Here is a 14,608-nt window from a genome sequence, read left to right on the forward strand (position 1 = left end):
GCGGTCCGTTCAGTCCCTTCAGCCTTCGCCGCCGAAGACCTGCACGCCGGCGAACACGCACGCGGGGGCGGCGTGACCCACCCGGATCACCTGGTTGGGCTCCCCCTTGCCGCAGAACGGCGTCCCCAGCACCTCGCGAGTCTCTGGGCGTCCCACGTGAGTCAGGTTGCGCCAGAACGTGGCCGAGATGCCGCGGTAGTTGGGCTTCTTCACCACCTCGCGCAACTCGCCGTCACGGATCAGGGTACCGCGCTCGCAGCCGAACTGGAACTTGTTGCGCGAGTCGTCGATGGACCACGAGCAGTTGGTCTGCATGAACACGCCGTGCTCGATGGAACGCACCATGTCGTCGAACGCCGCGTCGCCGGGCTCCAGGTTGAGGTTGGCCATGCGGTCGATGGGCGGACGGTTCCAGCTCGTGGCGCGGGAGTTGGCCACCCCCGAAAGCCCCGTGCGCTGCTGGGACAGGTGACCGCCGAGGCCGCGCATGAGAATCCCGTCCTTGATGATGTGCTCGCGCCGCGCCGCGAGCCCTTCGTCGTCGAAGCCGTAGCTCGCGAACTGTCCCGGGTCGGTGGGATCGTAGGTGACGTTCAGGAGATCGGAGCCGTAGCGGTAGCGCCCGAACATGTCCGGCGTGACGAAGCTCGTGCCGGCGTAGTTACGTTCGTCGCCCAGGATGCGGTCCAGCTCCAGCGGATGGCCGATGGACTCGTGGATCTGAAGGATGAGCTGGTCGGGCGCCAGCAAGAGGTCCATGGTGTCCGTGGGACAGTTGGGCGCCGCCAGAAGTTCCAGGGCTTCCTGCGCCAACACCGGCGCGGCCTCGGAGAAACCCGTCTGCTCCAGCACCTCCAGGCCGCCCTGGCGGCAGAAGCCGCGGCCACCGAAAGTGCGGCTCGCGGTCTCCGAGCCATCGTTGGCCGTACAGCCCAAACCCGGAACCAAGTGGCTCAGGACTTGGTGCACGCGCGTTCCGTCCACGGTCAGGAAAAGGGTCTCGGTCTCCGTGTGCCACAGGGAGGCATCCCAGTCGACGATGCGCGGGTCCGCGTGCAGCCGCTCGCTCTGGTCCCGCAGCAGACCGATCTTGTCGGGCAACGGCATCGAGTCCCAGGAAGACTCCACCGGCGTGCGGTACTCACCCTGGCGGACCTCACCAAGCGTCGCGGCGGCGAAGTCCGTCACGGCGCACGCCTCGGTCCGCCGCGCCCAGTCCCGCGCGCGTTCCAGGGCGCGCTGCAGCCCCGTGCGGCTCAGATCGCACGTGCCCGCGTAGCCCAGGCCCCGGCCGTCGGCCACCGTGATCATGACGCCGGCGTCGTCCCCCGACGCGATGGGTTCCACCACCCCGCGCCGCACGGAAACGTGCTCGGAACGTTCCCTCACATAGCGCAGCGAGCAGAAACTCACCGCGGGCCCGGCTTCCCGAAACCATGCTTCAAGGCGTTCTATCGGAGTGGACATGCTGTCTCCCGTCGCATCGTGTATAGCACGAAAGCCGGTTCCGCCGAAGTTTGACCCTGCCCGGGTATGCCCCTATAGTATCCGGTGCCGGCGGCCCGCGCGGCACACGCATGTGTCGCGTCACATGCCTCGTGTCGACGCACACACTCTGTCCGCGACGTTTGCCGGCAGAGCCGGCGAGAGGGTTGGTGATGAACTATTGCAGCGACTGTGCCGCCCCCTTGGAGTTCCGCATCCCGGATGGGGACAACCTCCCCCGCCACGTGTGCGCCTCCTGCAACACCATCCATTACACGAACCCGAAGGTCGTGGTGGGCTGCATCCCGGAGTGGGACGACACCATCCTGCTTTGCCGGCGCGCCATCGAGCCGCGCTACGGCTACTGGACCCTGCCCGCGGGGTTCCTGGAGGACTACGAGACCACCATCGAGGGCGCCGCCCGCGAGACTCGCGAGGAAGCTCTGGCCGACGTCGACATCGCGGAGCTCTACACCCTCATCAACCTGCCGCAGATCAATCAAGTCTACGTCATGTTCCGCGGCAGTCTGCGCGAGCGCAAGTTCGGTGCCGGTGAAGAGAGCCTCGACGTACGCCTGTGCCGCGAGGAGGAGATCCCCTGGGACGAGATCGCGTTTCCCGTCGTCGAGCAGACCCTTAGACTCTATTTTCGCGACCGCCGGCGCGGCCGTTTCGGCACCTACACGGGCGACATCACCCGTCCGGCCGATAAGTGGAGGGACTACCAGGTGCGGTTCCTCAACGGGAGCGGCGCCTGATGCTCGCGGCCATCCAGCGGTTCTTCACGAACCAGATCGACCCCGGCCACCGCGATGTGCGCCAAACGGACCAGCACCGGCTCCAGGTAGCCACCGGCGCCCTGCTCGTCGAGATGATGCGCACCGACGTCGAGTGCACGGAGGGCGAGCGCGCCGTGGTTCTCGGCGCCCTCCAGGACAAGTTCGACCTCACCGAAGAGGAAACGCACCAGTTGATGGAACTCGCCGAGGCCGAAGCCGACGACGCCATCGACCACTACCAGTTCACCTCGCTCATCAAGAGCGGCTTCTCCCAGGAACAGAAACGGAAAGTCGTGGAGTACCTGTGGGCCGTCGCCTACGCCGACGCCAACGTCGACAAGCACGAGGAGTACCTCGTCCGCAAGATCGCCAACCTCATCGGCGTCTCACACAAGGAATTCATCGAAGCGAAGCTGCGGGTGCGGGACGGTGGGCTCCAGCACTAGTGTCGTGCCGTCGTTCAGCTCAGCTTCCCCAGCCTCAGCGGCAGCCGGGTTCCCAGCCACAGCGACCTGTCGCGGTGGTCGCCCACGTGCTCGCCGGTGCTGGGGTGGATGAGAATGTCCAGGTCTTCGCGGTTGAGCATGAGCCAGGAGACCACGTTGGCGAACTCGTCCGGGGTGAAGGCCACCTGGTACATGGCCTTGGGGTGGGGACCCACGGGAACGTCGTGCCAGCGGCCCAGGACGACGTCGAAACGGTCGCCGAGTCCTTCGCGTACACGCCCCGCCACCTCCCTGGTGTCACGGTCGTAGTAGACGTGGGCGTGATAGCCGGAGATTTCGGTTGCCTCTTGCGTCATGTTTCTGCCCCGATCATGTCTTGAACGCACCTCACATAGAAAAGCGGGCCCCCCTCCCGAGAAGAGCCCGCTCCCGGCGTTTATCCACGCCGGTCGATGCGTGTCTTTTCTTGTCCGGCTCCCCGGCCGCGGGTTGCCTTCAACGAGCTTCCGGGATTGTGTCCTGTGCTGCCTTTTCCCCTCACGTATTACGGCGTTAAAGCCGTGTTGTCCAACACCTGAGTCGGGACGGTCAGCCGGTAGCCGCCTTCGGCAAACCTCCGGGGAACCCCGCCTGCCCGCTCAAGAGCGGGCGTCCCGTGTCCGGCGGATTGTCTGTAGTCATCCGACACCTCCTGGCGGTTTGATGACCGAGCCCGGAACCGTCGCGCGGGGTTTTCGGGCTCTTGTCCGTTCGCGAACCAGACAAGACGAGTCTAGGTCCGCTTCGAGTCGGTGTCAAGAAAAAAACGTGCACCGTTGAACGGCAACCGCGGAGTTGGTACGGGAAAGAGATCAACGGCGCGGAACGGGAAAGGGATGTCATGGCAAACGAATACGATGTGATTGTGGTAGGTGGCGGCTCGGCCGGCTGCGCGGCGGCGGCGCGTCTTTCGGAGGACCCGAACAGGAAGGTCCTGCTGCTGGAAGCGGGCCCCGATCCGCTGCCCATCCCCGAGTTGGTGGCCCAGGCCGCCGGGAGGGTGCGGCTCCTGCTGGAGACCCCCTACATCAACATGTATCCCTCGGAGCGCAGGGTCGACGGCAGCACCTTCTATTCCCTGGCCGGGAAGATCATGGGCGGCGGCTCCTCGGTGAACGTGATGTCGGTCATCCGTCCCATCAAGGCGGACATGGACGCGTGGGCGGCGGCGGGGAACCCTTCCTGGTCGTGGGAGCACGTCCTGCCAATCCTAAAGCGGCTCGAGAACGACCAGGACAATCCCGACAGTACCGACCACGGTCACGAGGGCCCGCTCTACTTCGAGCGCCATTACCTCTTCGGCCAGGAAGTCCCCAGAGCGGTGCAGGTCTTCATGGACGCGGCGCGGGAACTCGGGCTGCCGCGCGGCGATGTAAACGACCCGAATCCCTGGGGCCTGTGCACCTCGCCCTACAACATCAAGGAGGGCATGCGGCAGTCCACCACCGTGGCCTACCTGGACGCCGCCCGGGAGCGGTCCAATCTCACCGTCATCGCCGAGGCCCCCGTGGTTTCGCTTTCCATGTCGGGCAACCGCGTGACCGGAGTGAACTACGAGAAGGACGGCCAGCGGCACACGGCCGCGGGCACCGAGGTGGTGCTCACCGCCGGCGCGTTCCACAGCCCCCACATCATGATGATCTCGGGCATCGGACCGGCGGCGGAGCTGGAGCGGCACGGCATCGAGGTGCTTCACGACCGTCCCGGGGTGGGCGAGAACTACCAGGACCACGCCATGCTGCACATGGGCTTCGAGGGACGCGGCGGCTTCGACGTGGACTGGGTGGTGCCGCCCTTCCGGTTGATCACCAAGAGCGACCCGTCACGGGAGACCGGCGACTTCCACGTCTTCATGCGCCCGCCTACCGTGCTCGAGGGCGTGGGCCGGACGCTGAACATTTCCGCGGCGCTCCTGGAACAGCGCAACCGCGGCCGGGTCTTCCTCCAGAGCGCCGATCCCCACGAGCTGCCGGGAGTGGATGCGCGGATGCTGGAGCACCCTGGAGACATCGCGGCCGTGGTGTCGACCCTGGAGTTCCTGGACCTGCTGACCCAGACCGGCGACATGCCCGAGTTCTACGGCCCGCCGATCCAGCCCAAACGCGGCGAGGACTGGGCGCGGTGGGCCCGCTCGACCCTCGACAGCTACCACCACGCCGCCGGCACCTGCCTCATGGGGCCGGCGTCCGACCCCATGACCGTAGTGGACGAGCAGTTGAGAGTCCACGGTATCGACAACCTGAGGGTTGCCGACGCCTCCATCATGCCCACGGTCACCCATGCCAACACCAACGTGACCTGCATGATGATCGGCGAACGGGTGGCGGATTTCATCAAGGGGAGCTAGTGTCGTGTCCCGCAAATGCCTGGCATGAGTTGCGCAGGATTTTTCGTCGTCGGCAAGGCGCGATGACTTGTAGGGGCGACCTGCGGTCGCCCCCCGGTGGCGGGCACCACGCGAGGAAGTGGGTACGGGGGTCAGGGGCGAGCCCGCTACGACCGCCGGAGAGATCGTTTCACGACCCGAGCAACTCATCGAGCCGGCCGCTGTCATCCAGCGCCCTTAGCTCGTCGAAGCCGCCGATGAGGTCGCCGTCTATGAAGATCTCCGGGACGGTCCACCGGCCCTGGGAGCGCTCCAGCATCTCGTCGTACTTGGCGGGCTCCAGCTCCACGTCGAACTCGACGAACTCCTGGCCCTTCTCCTCCAGAAGGCGCTTGGCCATCCGGCAGAACGGGCACCAACCCTTACTGTAGACTTCGACGGTTGCCATGGCGTAGCGGAGGGCCGCGCCAGGAGCGTCCGTTGCACTAGACACTCCCGGCGCGGCTGCAAATCAGGCCAGCTCGAACACCGGCAGCTTGATGTCGGGGTCCTCCGTCTCCATGAACGTGACGGTGACGGGTGCGCCGAGGGTCACCTGGTCGCGGTTGTCGCCGACGATGCGCGTGACCATGCGCACGCCTTCGTCCAACTCCACCTCGGCCACGTAGATGGGAACCTCGTCCATGAAGGCGCGGTTGCGCGGCACCCGGCAGAGGGAGAAGGTGTGCACCTTGCCCTTGCCGCTCACCGGCACCCACTCCAAGTCGCCGCCGAGGCAGCCGGTGCAGGCGATGCGCGGGAAGAACTGCATCTTGCCGCAGGCGCGGCACTTCTGGAGCCGCAACTCACTCTTGGCGGCCCCCTCCCAGAACCCGCGGTCGATCGCGTTTACGGCGGGAAGACTCTTGCCGGCCATCAGGACCTCCTCTCCAGGATCAGCGCCGCGGTGGTGTTGAGATTGCGCGCGTAGGACAGCCAGCCGATGCCCGTGACCAGCGCGGTCTCGGCCGCCTTGACCTGCCGTTCGCCGGCCTCGCCGCGCAACTGCCGCAGCGCTTCCACCACGTGCAGCATACCGCCTGCCAAGCCCGCTTGCCCCACCGAGATCTCGCCGCCGCCGGTGTTCACGGGGAAGTCGCCGGCGAAGGTCAGGTCATGGTCGTCGACGAACGGCCCGCCCTGCCCTTTGGCGCAGTAGCCCAGGTCTTCGAGTTGCATCATCACCGCGATGGGGTAATCGTCGTAAACGGCCAGAAGGTCGATGTTGTCCCGGCTCATCTCCGAGAACAGGTGCTCGCCCACCACGCTCATGCCGGTGACGGTCTTGTCCGGCAGCATGTTCGAGGCCTGAAAGCCGATCTTCTCGGCGTCCGTCACCAGGTAGATGGGCTTGTCGGTGATCTGCCTGGCGCGCTCTTCGGAGGCCACCACCACGCACTCGCCGCCGGAGCACGGCATCACGCAGTCGAACAGCCGTATGGGATCGGAGATCAGGCGCGAGTTCAGGTAGTCCTCGATGGTCATGGGGGTGCGCAGAAGCGCCTGGGGATTGGGGCCGGCGTTGAAGCGCTGGCTCACGGCGATCTTGCCGATCTGCTCCAGGGTGGTGCCGTACTCCTCCATGTGGCGCCGTTGCACCAGCGCGAACAGCGTGTTCGGTCCGCCGTAGCCGTACACGTCCACGTAGTTGGCCCGCTGGTACTCCAGCACCCGCTGGTGGGACACGTTCTTGTCGAAGGCGTTGCCCGCGACGATGAAGGCCACGTCCAGATAGCCCGCCTCGATGGCGTCCGCCGCGCGCCGGATGGCGCACACCGCGCCGGCGCCGCCGCAGTCGCCGTTGAGCACCCAGTCGAGCTCCAGGCCCAACTGCTCGGCCACGTAGGGCGAGTAGTCGGGACTCGCCTGGGTCACCATGGAGAACCCGTTGATCTCCTTCTTGGTGAGACCGGTCTGCGCCATGGCGTTCTGCATGGCCTCGGCGTAGTACGACAGGAGCGGCCGGTCGGACTTGCGCGAGTATTCCGTCGAGCCGTAGCCGACGAGACACACCTTCTTTCTCAGCATAAGGTCTTCCCTTCCACGTCAAGGGACTCCGGCACCAGGTCCGGAGATCAAATCATAAAGTCTCCGCCGTTGACGACCAGGGTCTGCCCGGTGATGTAGGCGGCCGCGCCGCTTGCGAGAAAGGCGACGGCGTTGGCGATGTCCTCCGGTTCCGCGATGCGGCCCAGCGGCGTTTGTTCGCCGCGTTGCCGCAGCGATTCCTCGGAGCGGTGCTGGCGCGGCATGGCCGTGTTGGCGGTCCCCGGCGCCACCGCGTTCACGGTGATGCCGTGGGGCGCCAGCTCACGGGCCAGCCCGCGCACGAAACCGAGGGTCGCGGCCTTGGATGCGGCGTAGTGGGAATGCCCGGCGGCGCCCTTGTATGCGATGGACGACGCCGTGCAGATGATGCGGCCGCTGCCCTCCTGCTTCATGGCCGGAGCGAAAGCCCGGGCACACAAGAACTGACCGCCGACGTTGACGTCCAGCACCCGGTCCCACTCCTCCTCGGACATGTCCACCACCATGGAACGCGGATACAGCCCCGCGTTGGCCGCCAGGACGTCCACGCGTCCGAAGCGCTCCAGGGCGCGTTCCCGCAACGCGGCCACGGAGGCCTCGTCGGCCACGTCCACCTGCACCGCCAGCGCCTCGCCACCGGCGTCCGCGACCTCGGCGGCAACCGCCTCGGCGGTGTCCGGGTTCATGTCGGCCACCACCACCTTCGCGCCCGCCCCCGCCAGCGCCAGGGTGATGGCCCGCCCCAGGCCCTGTCCGCCGCCCGTAACCACGGCGACCATGTTCTCAAGCGTCATGATCCGTTCCTTTAGTGTCCTGTCTGGGCCATTCGCATCATAATCTGCGGGTCTTGTTGCTCGCACCGTGATTAGCCCGGCCCGGAGGGCTTGTCAAACAGCGCCGGCGCCTCGGCGTGCTTCACTCAGGGTCATGAAGGGGGTTGGCATCCGCGGCGCGATGGCCTATACCGGTTGCCGAAATGCTCCCCGACATCGCCAAGGAACAACTGCTGGACCAGTGCCGGAGGATGCTGCTCATCCGGCACTTCGAGGAACGGCTCATCGGCCTGCACCACGAGGGGCGCTTCCGCGGCCACTACCACGTCTACATCGGCCAGGAAGCCACCGGCGTGCCGGCGATCTCGCTGCTCCGTCCCGACGACCTCCTGTTCTCCACGCACCGGAACCACGGCCACATCCTTGCCCGAGGCGGCGACCCCGGACGGCTCCTGGCGGAGATCCTGGGCCGGCGCGACGGCTACAACCGCGGCAAGGGCGGCTCCTTCCACACGAGCCCGCGGGAGCTGGGGTTCCTTCAGTGCTCGGGCGTGGTGGGCGGCATCCTGCCGCTGGGGGCCGGCGCCGCGTACGCGGCCAAGAGCCGGGGCGCCGGACAGATCGCGGTGTGCCTGTTCGGCGACGGCGCGCTGGAGGAAGGCGCCATCCCCGAAACCTTCAACCTGGCGTCGCTGTGGAAACTGCCGGTCCTTTTCCTGTGCGAGAACAACGGCAAGTACGGCGCGGGCAACGCCGTGGGCGCAACCCAGTCGTCCACCATGGCGGCCTACCCGCTCACCGATCTGCCCAAGGCGTACAAGGTCCCCGCGGTCCAGGTAGACGGCACCGACGCCGGCGTGGTGCACGAGGCGCTGCGTGAGAACATCGACGCGATCCGTTCGGGCGAAGGCCCGCGCTTCATCGAGACCCTGACGGTCCGATGGCCGGGCAGCGAGACCAACTGGCCGGTGGTCAAGGCGCCCACCACCGTGGAGTTGGCCTGGGACGTGTCCACCGCGCCCGAGGACGTGCGCGGCTGGTATCGGGACAGTGATCCGGTGCTCCGGTTCATGCGCGAGCTGGTGGAGAACGGGCACGCAAACCGGGACGAGCTTGAGGCCATCAACCGGCCGGTGGTGGAACAGATCGCGGCGGCCGTCGACTTCGCTTTCGACAGCCCCTATCCCGATCTCGCCGAAGCCGAGACCGACGTGTTCGCGTAGAGCCCCGCGATCCCCCGCTCCGCCCATGGATTTCCGCGGAACAGGCTGTGTCGACGACTGAACTGAAATGCGAAACCTGAAGTACCACGAGGCAAAGCTCGAAGCTCTGCGCGAGCTCATGGAGGAGGACGAACGCGTCCATCTCATCGGCGGGACGTTCTTCAGCCTGAGCCCGCACCGGCTCAAGTTCGCCGCCATCGAAAAGGCCTGGCCCGATCGCGTGGCCTCGCCGCCCATATCGGAACTGGGCTTCTGCGGACTGGCCACGGGGGCCGCCATGGCCGGGCTGCGGCCCGTCGTGGACGTGACCACGGGCAGCTTCCTGTTCGAAGCCTGGCCCCAGGTGGTGAACGAAGCGGCCAACGTCCTGTACATGTCCGGCGGCCAGGCGCGGGCGCCGGTGGTGTTCCACATGCTCCACGGCCTCCGGGGCGGCGGCGCGGCGCAGCACTCGGCCAGCCCCCAGGCCATGCTGTGGAACTGTCCGGGCCTGGAGATCGTGCTGCCGTCGTCCCCGCGCGACGTGAAGGGCCTTCTCAAGGCGGCGGTGGCGAGCGACAATCCCACGGTCTTCGTCGACCACTCGAACCTGTTCGAGACCGAAGGACCGGTGCCGGAGGGCGAACGCATCCCCTTGGGGCAGGCGGACGTGAAACGCGCCGGCGCCGACGTCACCCTGATCGCCACTTCCTTCACGGTCCAGCGCGCCCTTGCCGTGGCCGAAGCGCTCGCGTCCGACGGCATCGACGTGGAGGTCGTGGACCCGCGCACCCTGGTGCCCTTCGACCTCGACACCGTCATGTCCTCGGTGGAAAAGACCGGCCGGGTGGTGATCGCGGACGAGACCCACCAGAGTTGCGGCGTGGCCGCCGAGATCGCCGCGCGCATCGCCGAGAGCGGCTTCGACAAGCTCAAGGGGCCCATCCGCCGGGTGGCGACGCTGGATGTGCCGGTCCCCTACAGTCAACCGCTCGAGGACTACATCGGCCCATCGGAAGAGCGCATCGCCCGCGCCGTCCGGGAATCCACGAGGTAACGACATGGCGGACGGCCACATCCCCTGCGGCATCGAGATCCCCCAGGTGTTCATCGGTGGACCCGTGGACACGGACCACATCAAGAAGTTCGTGGCCCGGGCCGAGGAACTGGACTACGACAGCCTCTGGACCCAGGAGCGCATCCTCAGCAACTTCTCGATGCTGGAGCCGGTCACCCTGATGACCTACGTGGCCGCGGCAACCTCCCGCCTCAGGATCGGCGCCTCGGTGCTGCTCACCGTGCTGCGCAATCCCTTGCAGCTCGCCAAGAGCCTCGCGAGCCTGGACCAGTTGAGCGGCGGGCGCATCGTTCCCGGCATCGGCCTCGGAGGCGTCCGCGGACGCATGTGGCCCGAGCCCGAGACCGTCTTCGGCTACCCTTCCGAGCACCGCGTGACCCGCTTCGTGGAAGGCATCAAGGTCATGCAGGCGCTGTGGAGCGAGGAACGCGTCAGCTTCGAGGGACGGTTCTGGAACTTCACCGACGTCGCCATGGAGCCCAAGCCGCTGCAACAGCCGTTCCCGCTCTGGTTCGGCGGCCACGCCGAGCCGGCCCTCCGACGGGCCATCACCTACGGCGCCGGCTGGATGGGCGCCGGGTCCTCGGGCACCGACCGCTTCGTCAAGGAGCACGGGCGCATCGTGCGCCTGCTGGACGAAGCCAGGCGGGACCCGGCCACCTTCACCATCTCCAAGCGCGTCTACCTCGCGGTGGACGACGACCGCGACCGGGCGGAACGGCGCCTGCGCGAGTTCTTCGCCGTGCGCTACCGCAACGCCGACATGGCCTCGCAGGTGTGCGTCTGGGGCGGGCGCCAGGAGGTCATCGACAAGCTCAACCAAGTGGTGGGCTTCGGCGCCCGGCACCTGCTCCTCAACCCGGCCTTCGACGAGATGGAGCACCTGGAGTTGCTCGCCGAAGACGTCGTGCCCCATCTCGGATAGCGGTTCAACCGTCCGGCACCGCGTCCGCGCGTGGCAGCGACCTTCCCAGCACCGTCCACAACCCGAACACCAGCGGCGGCGCCGCCAGGCCCATGAACACCGGGTAGAAGCCGAAGGCGTCCAGACCGGCGGTGACGACCATCGGGCCCAGGAACAGTCCCACGTCCCCCACCGCGCGGTGCAGCGCCATGGCCTGCCCGCGCATGGCCGACGGGAACAGCGACAGGATCCCCACCTGGCCCGCGAGGTTCACCATGCCGGCGCCGGCACCCACGGCGGTGTGCACGACCAGGAGCGACCAGAAGTCCGTCGTCCACGGTACCAGCGCGTAGCCTGCCGCCGAGATAAAGAAACCGGTGGCGAGACACGCGCCGACCCCCGAGCGGTCGGTCCAGAGTCCGCCGAAGAAGCGACCGTTCACGTTGCCGAGCTGGCTGATGCCGCGCATGATGCCGTAGGAGCTGAGCGACAGGCCCAGGGAGTCGGTGGCGTAGAACGCCAGCGCCAGCGCGCGCGCCGGCTGGTAGAACAGGGAGAAGAAGCTCGCGGCGCACAGCAGCCCCGCGCCGGGCGTGCACAGGATCTCGCGGATCACCCGCCCGTGCAGCGACCCTTCCCGGCCTTTGGGTTTCTTCTCCCGCGGCGTGAGCCGCACCAGCAGCAGCGGCAGCCACAGAACGAAGCCCGCCCCCACGGCGAACAGCGTGCGGTACCCCAGGTGCTCGGAGACGAATCCGCCGAGGGCGATGCCTACCATGGGACCCGAGGCCAGGAAGAGGCTCAGGATTCCCAGGGCGCGGCCTCGCCGGCCCGCCCAGCATCGGCTTCCGCCCCCACCAGCCCTTGGCCGGCTCAGGATTCCCAGGGCGCGGCCTCGCCGGCCCGCCTGTGCCCCCTCGAACACGATCTGCCGGAGCGCGATCTGCACCCATGCGACGCCGGCGCCTATGAAGAAGAACGCCGCGGTGACGGGGTAGGCGCCGGGGAACAGCGCGCAAGCCAGCAGAGCCAGACCGGTGAACGTGACCCCCAGCGCAAGTATCGTCTGCGGGCGAACCCCCCGCCCGGCCACGACGATGGCCGCGGCGTCAAAGGTGAACCGGCCGATGGCCCGCACTCCCAGGGGGAGCCCGCTGACAAAGTACGAAGAGCCCAGGCTCTTCATGTAGAGCGGCACGTAAGTGACCGCCGCGCTCATGGAACTGGAGACACAGGCGCCCGCCAGGTAGTTGAGCCGGCGCGCCCAACGCTCGCTGTTTCGGGAGTCGGTGGGTTCCACTACAGAAACAGTTCCCGGACGGAGGCGGGGATGGCGACCGCGCGCATGGACCGGGGTTCCGTCTCGGTCAAGGCGGCCCAGGCGCGGGTCTCGTAGCCCTCCACCGCCGGCTCGCCCTCGCACTCGATGCGGTGCTGCACCACGAACACCTTCTCGCGCCAGGAGTCCACCCAACTCTCCAGGCGCACCCGCTCTCCGTGGCGGCAGGGACGCAGGTACTTGGAGCCGGTTTCCAGGAGGGGCAGGCCGATGACGCCGTGGCGTTCCTCCATGGCACGGTAGGTCAGTCCCACGGAGGCGAACAGCCGTTCCGTGGCGCGGTCGAACCACTTGTAAAAGTTGGGATAGAACACGATTCGGGCAGAATCGCAGTCAGCGAACTCCACCCGGCGTTCGGATACGAAGCGTTTCAAGGGCCAACCTCCGTCCCGGCGCGGCCCCGCGGGGCATCCACGAGCCTCCTGGCGGCGCGCCGAAAAACCCATCTTCAGTTCCGCGACGCGATGGTGTAGATTGGCCGGCCAGGGAACCGGACGCCCTTCATGCGCAGCCTCCTCATCGCGTTGATGGTCCTTATTATAGTTGCCGCCGCATTGCTAGGTTGGGCGCTCTACAATATCGACACGATCATCACCTGGAACAAGGACCGGATCATTGCCGCGGCCGCGCGGCGCACCGGCCGGACCATCGACTTCGACCGCGTGCACGTCACGTTCAGAGGCGGCATCCGCGTCCGCATCCTCGGCCTCGCCGTGTCCGAAGACCCCGCCCTGGGCTCCGGCCGTTTCTTCGACGCTCCCGAAGTACGGGTCGGGCTCGAGATCCATCCCCTGCGCCGGCAGGTCACCGTCACCCGCGTCGACACCGCCGGCGCTGTTCTCCACCACCGGGACGGCCGCCGGCACCTGCGCCTGCGGGATCTCAAGCTGGAGGTCGATTCCGACGGTGACCGCGCCACCGTACGCACGCTCGACTTCCGCCTGGGCCAGGCGCAAGTTTCCGGGAACGGGGTCATCGAGAGCTTCAACCCCCTGGCGATCGGCTACGACCTGCGCTCACCCCAACTACAACTGGCCGATCTCCAGCTTCAACCGGACGGGGTCCTGGAAGAGGCCCATGCCAGCGGGCGCCTCACCTGGACCGGAAGTCTTGCCGGCGGCGCCACTCTGACCGCGTCGCGGGGCAGCCTCCTGGGTCTCGATTACACGGACCTCGCGGCCACGGTCGATGTAGCCCGGCCATGGCTCGTACTGGATTCCCTTCGGCTGAAGGCTCTCAACGGTGAGTTGGAAGCCGATGGCCGCATGCAACTCCGGGACGCCCCTTTCCCGTTCGAGGCCGCGTTGCGTGTGCGCGGCATGGATATCGGCGCCTACCTCGACGGCACCGCCGGCATCCCCCCGGCAAGAGGAACCCTTGAGGCCGACCTGCGCATGGCCGGACAAGGACACACCTGGGACGCGGTCAAGTCCACGCTCGCCGGGAATGGAAAGGCCGCGGTTCTCGGCGGCCGGGTGCTGGAGTTCAATCTGGCCGAGCAGGCCCTCGAAGGCATCACCGGCATCCAGGGTCTGACCGAGCTCTTCAGCCGCGGCCTCAGGGACCGCTATCCGCACATCTTCCAGCGCGGCACCACCGTCCTGGAGCAGCTCGATGGAGAATTCAAGGCAGAGGGCGGCAAAGTCGCCATCGAGCGCATCACCCTCAAGGCCAAGGACTACGACGTCACCGGCACGGGCTCCGTGGACCTCGACGGCGTCACCGAGATCGAGGGCGTGCTGACCGTGTCCCAGGGCCTGTCCGCCGACCTGGTGCCTCCCTCCCGGCTCCGCGTCCTCGCCAACGGCCAGGGCGAGATCGAGCTGCCCTTTTCCGTCGACGGCACATTGCCGGGTGTTCACGTGAGGCCCGGGCCCCAACTGGTCGCGCGCCTGCGTCAGATAGGCGTGCGCGCACGCCTGGGACGGCTGTTGGACCTCTTCCCTGGAATAAAGACCAGACTGGTGCCGGAGGAAAGCGCCGCGGAATCGCCGGAAACTCGGAAGTCGCCCAAGGACACTCCCGAAGCAGCGGAGGACAAACAGGAGAAGCCCCGGGCGACGCGGCAACCCGAAGACCCGCTGCAACAGCTCATCGACCGCGGACTCAGGCTATTCCGCGGCAACGATTGAGCCCGCGAGCGAAACACCTCCCGAGAACGCGAGCAGAG

Annotated in this window: 15 protein-coding genes; 7 read left to right on the forward strand and 8 right to left on the reverse strand. The window is 67.3% G+C overall.

Features of this window, described 5'->3' with window-relative positions:
* Positions 1 to 18: 18 nt before the first annotated feature.
* Positions 19 to 1,467, reverse strand: a complete 1,449-nt coding sequence (locus OXF11_18840; protein MCY4489153.1) for a TldD/PmbA family protein — start codon at positions 1,465 to 1,467, stop codon at positions 19 to 21.
* 191 nt (positions 1,468 to 1,658) lie between these two features.
* On the opposite strand from OXF11_18840, the gene OXF11_18845 reads away from it, so the two are divergent.
* Entirely contained in the window at positions 1,659 to 2,243 is a 585-nt protein-coding gene (locus OXF11_18845) for an NUDIX hydrolase (GenBank protein ID MCY4489154.1), read from the forward strand.
* On the forward strand, positions 2,243 to 2,710 hold the full coding sequence (locus OXF11_18850) for a TerB family tellurite resistance protein (protein ID MCY4489155.1): 468 nt from the start codon (positions 2,243 to 2,245) through the stop codon (positions 2,708 to 2,710). The genes OXF11_18845 and OXF11_18850 overlap by 1 nt, the downstream gene beginning before the upstream one ends.
* Before the next feature lie 14 nt (positions 2,711 to 2,724).
* On the opposite strand, the gene OXF11_18855 is transcribed toward OXF11_18850, so the two are convergent.
* Positions 2,725 to 3,066 carry a 4,5-dioxygenase gene (locus OXF11_18855; GenBank protein ID MCY4489156.1) on the reverse strand — a complete coding sequence of 114 codons (342 nt, stop codon included), beginning with the start codon at positions 3,064 to 3,066 and terminating at the stop codon, positions 2,725 to 2,727.
* Positions 3,067 to 3,590: 524 nt separating this feature from the next.
* Here OXF11_18855 and OXF11_18860 point away from each other — a divergent pair.
* Positions 3,591 to 5,096: a GMC family oxidoreductase N-terminal domain-containing protein gene (locus OXF11_18860; GenBank protein ID MCY4489157.1), complete on the forward strand. Its 1,506-nt coding sequence runs from the start codon at positions 3,591 to 3,593 to the stop codon at positions 5,094 to 5,096.
* A gap of 169 nt (positions 5,097 to 5,265) precedes the next feature.
* Here the strand turns inward: OXF11_18860 and grxC are convergent, their stop codons facing one another.
* The 4 genes from grxC to OXF11_18880 all read right to left on the reverse strand — a co-directional run bounded on the left by grxC (position 5,266) and on the right by OXF11_18880 (position 7,936).
* On the reverse strand, positions 5,266 to 5,523 hold the full coding sequence (gene grxC, locus OXF11_18865; protein MCY4489158.1) for a glutaredoxin 3: 258 nt from the start codon (positions 5,521 to 5,523) through the stop codon (positions 5,266 to 5,268).
* Positions 5,524 to 5,586: 63 nt separating this feature from the next.
* Positions 5,587 to 5,991, reverse strand: coding sequence for an OB-fold domain-containing protein (locus tag OXF11_18870; GenBank protein MCY4489159.1), 405 nt, complete (start codon positions 5,989 to 5,991; stop codon positions 5,587 to 5,589).
* Positions 5,991 to 7,142, reverse strand: a complete 1,152-nt coding sequence (locus OXF11_18875) for a thiolase family protein (GenBank protein ID MCY4489160.1) — start codon at positions 7,140 to 7,142, stop codon at positions 5,991 to 5,993. The genes OXF11_18870 and OXF11_18875 overlap by 1 nt, the downstream gene beginning before the upstream one ends.
* A 47-nt stretch (positions 7,143 to 7,189) precedes the next feature.
* Entirely contained in the window at positions 7,190 to 7,936 is a 747-nt protein-coding gene (locus OXF11_18880) for a 3-oxoacyl-ACP reductase FabG (GenBank protein ID MCY4489161.1), read from the reverse strand.
* A 182-nt stretch (positions 7,937 to 8,118) separates the two neighbouring features.
* Here OXF11_18880 and OXF11_18885 point away from each other — a divergent pair, with 182 nt between their 5' ends.
* From OXF11_18885 to OXF11_18895, 3 genes are all read left to right on the forward strand, one after another.
* The gene (locus OXF11_18885) at positions 8,119 to 9,138 is read left to right on the forward strand and encodes a thiamine pyrophosphate-dependent dehydrogenase E1 component subunit alpha (GenBank protein MCY4489162.1); all 1,020 of its coding nucleotides are present in this window, start codon (positions 8,119 to 8,121) and stop codon (positions 9,136 to 9,138) included.
* A gap of 67 nt (positions 9,139 to 9,205) precedes the next feature.
* Positions 9,206 to 10,174 (forward strand): alpha-ketoacid dehydrogenase subunit beta, encoded by a 969-nt coding sequence (locus OXF11_18890; GenBank protein MCY4489163.1) that lies wholly within the window; start codon positions 9,206 to 9,208, stop codon positions 10,172 to 10,174.
* Positions 10,175 to 10,178: 4 nt separating this feature from the next.
* On the forward strand, positions 10,179 to 11,120 hold the full coding sequence (locus tag OXF11_18895; protein ID MCY4489164.1) for an LLM class flavin-dependent oxidoreductase: 942 nt from the start codon (positions 10,179 to 10,181) through the stop codon (positions 11,118 to 11,120).
* A 4-nt stretch (positions 11,121 to 11,124) separates the two neighbouring features.
* On the opposite strand, the gene OXF11_18900 is transcribed toward OXF11_18895, so the two are convergent.
* Positions 11,125 to 12,399, reverse strand: a complete 1,275-nt coding sequence (locus OXF11_18900) for an MFS transporter (GenBank protein ID MCY4489165.1) — start codon at positions 12,397 to 12,399, stop codon at positions 11,125 to 11,127.
* A complete protein-coding gene (locus tag OXF11_18905) occupies positions 12,399 to 12,812 on the reverse strand; it encodes a thioesterase family protein (protein ID MCY4489166.1) in 414 nt (137 codons plus the stop codon). Before OXF11_18905 ends, OXF11_18900 begins: the two co-directional genes overlap by 1 nt.
* 129 nt (positions 12,813 to 12,941) lie before the next feature.
* On the opposite strand from OXF11_18905, the gene OXF11_18910 reads away from it, so the two are divergent.
* Entirely contained in the window at positions 12,942 to 14,570 is a 1,629-nt protein-coding gene (locus OXF11_18910; protein ID MCY4489167.1) for an AsmA-like C-terminal region-containing protein, read from the forward strand.
* Positions 14,571 to 14,608: the final 38 nt, after the last annotated feature.

The organism is Deltaproteobacteria bacterium (assembly GCA_026712905.1).
GTDB lineage: Bacteria > Desulfobacterota > Binatia > UBA9968 > JAJDTQ01 > JAJDTQ01.

Bases quoted from the DNA above. Each gene is read 5' to 3' on its own strand.
- OXF11_18890 (MCY4489163.1), top strand. From the start codon at position 9,206: ATGCGAAACCTGAAGTACCACGAGGCAAAGCTCGAAGCTCTGCGCGAG.
- grxC (MCY4489158.1), bottom strand. From the start codon at position 5,523: ATGGCAACCGTCGAAGTCTACAGTAAGGGTTGGTGCCCGTTCTGCCGG.
- OXF11_18910 (MCY4489167.1), top strand. From the start codon at position 12,942: ATGCGCAGCCTCCTCATCGCGTTGATGGTCCTTATTATAGTTGCCGCC.
- OXF11_18855 (MCY4489156.1), bottom strand. From the start codon at position 3,066: ATGACGCAAGAGGCAACCGAAATCTCCGGCTATCACGCCCACGTCTAC.
- OXF11_18875 (MCY4489160.1), bottom strand. From the start codon at position 7,142: ATGCTGAGAAAGAAGGTGTGTCTCGTCGGCTACGGCTCGACGGAATAC.
- OXF11_18885 (MCY4489162.1), top strand. From the start codon at position 8,119: ATGCTCCCCGACATCGCCAAGGAACAACTGCTGGACCAGTGCCGGAGG.
- OXF11_18850 (MCY4489155.1), top strand. From the start codon at position 2,243: ATGCTCGCGGCCATCCAGCGGTTCTTCACGAACCAGATCGACCCCGGC.
- OXF11_18895 (MCY4489164.1), top strand. From the start codon at position 10,179: ATGGCGGACGGCCACATCCCCTGCGGCATCGAGATCCCCCAGGTGTTC.
- OXF11_18880 (MCY4489161.1), bottom strand. From the start codon at position 7,936: ATGACGCTTGAGAACATGGTCGCCGTGGTTACGGGCGGCGGACAGGGC.
- OXF11_18845 (MCY4489154.1), top strand. From the start codon at position 1,659: ATGAACTATTGCAGCGACTGTGCCGCCCCCTTGGAGTTCCGCATCCCG.
- OXF11_18860 (MCY4489157.1), top strand. From the start codon at position 3,591: ATGGCAAACGAATACGATGTGATTGTGGTAGGTGGCGGCTCGGCCGGC.
- OXF11_18870 (MCY4489159.1), bottom strand. From the start codon at position 5,991: ATGGCCGGCAAGAGTCTTCCCGCCGTAAACGCGATCGACCGCGGGTTC.
- OXF11_18840 (MCY4489153.1), bottom strand. From the start codon at position 1,467: ATGTCCACTCCGATAGAACGCCTTGAAGCATGGTTTCGGGAAGCCGGG.